2 protein-coding genes are annotated in these 4297 nt (G+C 39.1%); both read right to left on the bottom strand.

Features of this window, described 5'->3' with window-relative positions; genetic code table 11:
- Positions 1 to 3659 (bottom strand): non-ribosomal peptide synthetase (locus F6K38_RS35945; protein ID WP_287359826.1); only part of this gene is annotated, 3659 nt, incomplete at its 3' end.
- Between the two features lie 2 nt (positions 3660 to 3661).
- On the bottom strand, positions 3662 to 4282 hold the full coding sequence (locus F6K38_RS35940) for an acyl carrier protein (protein WP_287359824.1): 621 nt from the start codon (positions 4280 to 4282) through the stop codon (positions 3662 to 3664).
- Positions 4283 to 4297 lie beyond the last annotated feature (15 nt).

Here is a 4297-nt window from a genome sequence, read left to right as displayed (position 1 = left end):
AGTTGTTCAGTTTCTAGGAGTTTTGATAAATCTGCCACCTCAAATGGTATATTTTCTGAGCGACCAACATTGATTTGCTCCCAATAATCACTTTTTTTATGGAAACGCAAACGCAGAGCATCGTGATGCTCTAATATTTTACCTACCGCTCTTGATAACAACTCCTGATCGATTTGAGGTGACACTGATAACAGCATAGATTGGTTAAAGTGGTGCATCTGTGGCTGATTTTGTTCAAAGAACCAATGCTGAATTGGAGTCAATGGTATTTCTCCTGTCACTAAACCCTGTTGATGTTGCACAATCTCCATCACTCCAGCTACCATTGCTTGTCTGGCAATGGTTTGATTTTGCAATAGCTGTTTGGTGGTCAGTTGAATACCTACTTTTTGAGCACGGGCTACTATTTGAATGCTAATAATTGAGTCTCCACCTATTTCAAAGAAATTATCATGGATGCCTACCTGTTTTATGCCTAATACTTCTTGCCAAATCTCGGCTAGAGTCTTTTGAGTTTTGGTTTGGGGTGGCACAAACTCTTGAGAACTAACTAATTCTCCATCTGGTACTGGCAATACGTTACGGTCTACTTTTCCATTGGGAGTCAGTGGCAGTTGTGGCAACAGTATAAACCTACTGGGTATCATATATTCTGGCAACCGGTCTTTCAGATACTGTTTCACTTTCCCTATTTGTTCTATTTGTTCTGTATCTGATCCTTCTAGAGTTTCACTTTCTAGGACTATATAAGCTACTAGACCTTTATTACCAGAGTTATCTTTCCTTGCTAATACTACTGTTTCTTTAACTTGGGTATGTTGATTGATGGTAGCTTCTATTTCCCCAGTTTCTATCCGATATCCTCGCACTTTTACTTGATGATCTATCCGACCTATAAATTCAATATTACCATCTGGTAAGTAACGAGCTAAATCTCCTGTTTTATATAATTTTGATTTATTCTCAAAAGGGTTAGAGATAAATTTTTCGGCTGTGAGTTCGGCGCGCTTGTGGTAGCCTCTTGCTAAACCATCTCCTCTAACATGAAGTTCTCCTACTACTCCTATAGGCACTGGTTGTAATTGGGAGTCTAGGATGTATATTTTGGTATTGGATATTGGCTTACCTATAGGCAGATTTGTTGCTCCTTCTGCTACTTGATTCACCTTGTACCATGAAGAAAATGTGGTGTTTTCTGTTGGTCCATACACATGAAGCAATCTTTCTGGTGCCCCTTTCTCAACTACCTGTTTCACTGATTTCGGGTCTACTGCCTCTCCTCCAAATAACAAATTTTTCAAGGTACTGAATGCTTCTGGTACTGAGTAGGCTAACTGATTAAATAAAGCTGTTGTCAAAAACAGTGTCGTAATTTTTTCTTGTTTGATATAGTTGACAAACTCTTGAGGAGAAAGGAGTAGAGATTTGGTAATTATTACTACCATAGCTCCGTGTAATAAACCTCCCCAAATTTCAAATGTGGCTGCATCAAATGAGGTGCTGGAAACTTGAGCTAATCGGTCTGTTGGTTTCAGTTGCACATAGTTGGTGTTGCAAACAAGTCTAACTACTCCTTGATGGAGAATAGTTACTCCCTTTGGTTGACCTGTAGAACCTGAAGTATAGATAAGGTAGGCTGACTGATTAGCTGTTATCTCATTTTCTAAATTTTGCTGACTCTGTTGACTAATAATTTCTTCATATGTATCCAAACAAATCACAGATGCTATAGTTTCTGGTAGAATAATTAGCAATTTTTGTTTAGTTATCACTACTGATAGTTTAGCATCTTCTATCATGTAATTGAGACGCGAAGTTGGATAATTCGGGTCTAGTGGCACATAAGCTCCTCCGGCTTTGAGTATGGCTAATAAACCTACCACCATCTCTACTGAACGCTCTACACATATTCCCACTAGGGTTTCTGGAGCTACTCCCAATTTTTGCAAGTAATGGGCTAGTTGATTGGCTTTGCTGTTTAATTGGGAATAGGTCAGCTTTTGTTCTTCAAATACTACTGCTACTGCATCTGGGTTTTTCTCTACCTGCTCTTCAAATAACTGATGGATACATTTGTCTTTTGGGTAATCGGTTTTTGTGTTATTCCACTCTACTAATAGCTGCTCTAACTCTACCTCTGTCATTAATGGCAACTGCCCTAACTTCTGTTCTGGATTAGTTACAATTCCTTCTAACAACGTTTGGAAATGACCTAACATCCGAGTTATAGTGCTAGCTGCAAACAAATGTGTGCAGTATTTTAGCCGCGCCACCAGAGATGAGCCATCTTCTATGATTTCCAAATCTAAATCAAACAGACCCTCTTGATTAGGCATTGTCAGAGGTGTAACCTCAATTCCTCCCCAATTCACTGAACTTTGTCTTTGATTCAGCAAAAATTTTGAATTTTCTGATGATTGCTGGAATTGCAGTAAAGCGAAGGCTACTTGAAAAATTGGAGAACGACTTGGATCGCGCTGAGGTTGTAATCTTTCCACCAATAAAGCAAATGGATAATCTTGATGTTCGAGTGCTTCTAGAACTGTATGACGGACTTGGGTAAGAAACTCTTGGAAAGTCTCATCTCCCGACAAATTAGCCCTCAACACAACTGGATTAACAAAGTAGCCTACAATTGAGGCAAACTCAGCCTGACTTCTACCAGAGGTTACAGAACCAACTAAGATATCCTCCTGGCCTGTATAACGATAGAGGAGAATTTGAAAAGCTGCCAGGAGAACCATGTAAAGGGTTACATTTTCCTTCTTAGCCAAGTTTCTCAGTTGTTGGTTAAGTTCTTCAGGTAAATGCCAATACTGGGCACTTCCCCTAAAGGTCTGTATTGGTGGCCTGGGTTTGTCTGTAGGCAAATTTAAAACTGGTAACTCCCCAGCTAGTTTTTGTTGCCAATAGCTCCACAGTTTTTCTCCCTGAGTGCTATCAACCATTTCCTTCTGCCAGCGAACATAATCTCGGTAGGTAGACTGAATCAGAGGAAGTGATGCTTTTAAACCTGAAGTTTGCGCTTGGTAAAGTTTTGATAACTCCGTCATACTCAAATCTATTGACCGACCATCCCACGCGATGTGATGTATGGTTAGCAATAGAATCTGTTCTCCCTCAGACCGGGTGAAGTATCTGACTCGCATCACTGAGTCTGTATCTAGAGCAAACGGATGATAATGTTCCTTGAGTAATCTCTCTTGTAGTTCATCTTGACTCCAAGTAGAAGTATTTATCTCCAAGAAGTCTAACTCTTGATTGTGATTAACTTTTTGAATCGGTTCTATATCTAGCTTGGGAAATATGCTACCTAAAATAGGATGGCGTTCTCTGAATTTCTGGCAAACTTGATGCCAAACTTTTACATCTACTGGGTCACTAATCTGGATAGCAACTGAAATATTATATGCTCCACTATTTGGTGCTAACTGCCACAAAAACCACATTGCTTTTTGTCCATAAGACAAGGGATAGACTTCGAGAATATCAGGCTGTTCCCTCAATAGCTTTAATATTTCAGTTTTGTGCTGCTTTACTTGAGCAATAATATCTGGAGTTAATACCTCTTGGGAATCGCCTATGCGCAAATTTTCACCATCGCACAAGAACTTAACCCCTTTGATGGAAAGGTTTTGTAGAAATTCAACTAAATTCATAATTACACCTCTATCCAGTTAATATCTTTGAAGTTATTAGCTTCAATTTCTTCTTTGATATCACTTTGGGCTAGTTGCTGATTTAATTCCTGTGATATATCTGCAATGGTAAGTCCTGCTATAAACTTGGTAACTGGGAGCGTGACTTCTAACTGACTTTTAACCCGATTTCTCAGTTCTAATGCCATCAAGGAGTCAACTCCCATTGTGTTGAGAGGCTGTTGTATATCTATTTGATAATTTTTTATCCTTAGCACCTGAGCAATTTCACTTTGGAGGTGAGCCACTAACAGATTTTCTTTTTCAGTCATCGATGCAGTCTTAATTTTTTCTAAAAGCTGGTACTCCTTAACTGATTTTTCTGTTTGACTTACTGTTAAATCGTCGAAAAATGGTGGACTCACCCCTCCAGGCAGTTTTTCTATAAACTGAGACCAGTTTATAGGAACTATCCCCACGCCTATAGCATTAGTGCCCAACAATAGTTCTAGAGCTTCTACTGCTTTCTGAGGTAGAATTGGATCAATTCCTCTTCCTTGGTTTTGAAACTTCTCAATTCCTTTCAACTGAGATTCCAAACCAATTCCTAATATAGCACCCCAGTTAATAGTTATTGCTGGCAATTCTAGGGATTTTCA

This window comes from Moorena sp. SIO3B2 (genome assembly GCF_010692525.1).
GTDB lineage: Bacteria > Cyanobacteriota > Cyanobacteriia > Cyanobacteriales > Coleofasciculaceae > Moorena > Moorena producens.
This window is presented reverse-complemented; position numbering and strand designations above follow the sequence as displayed.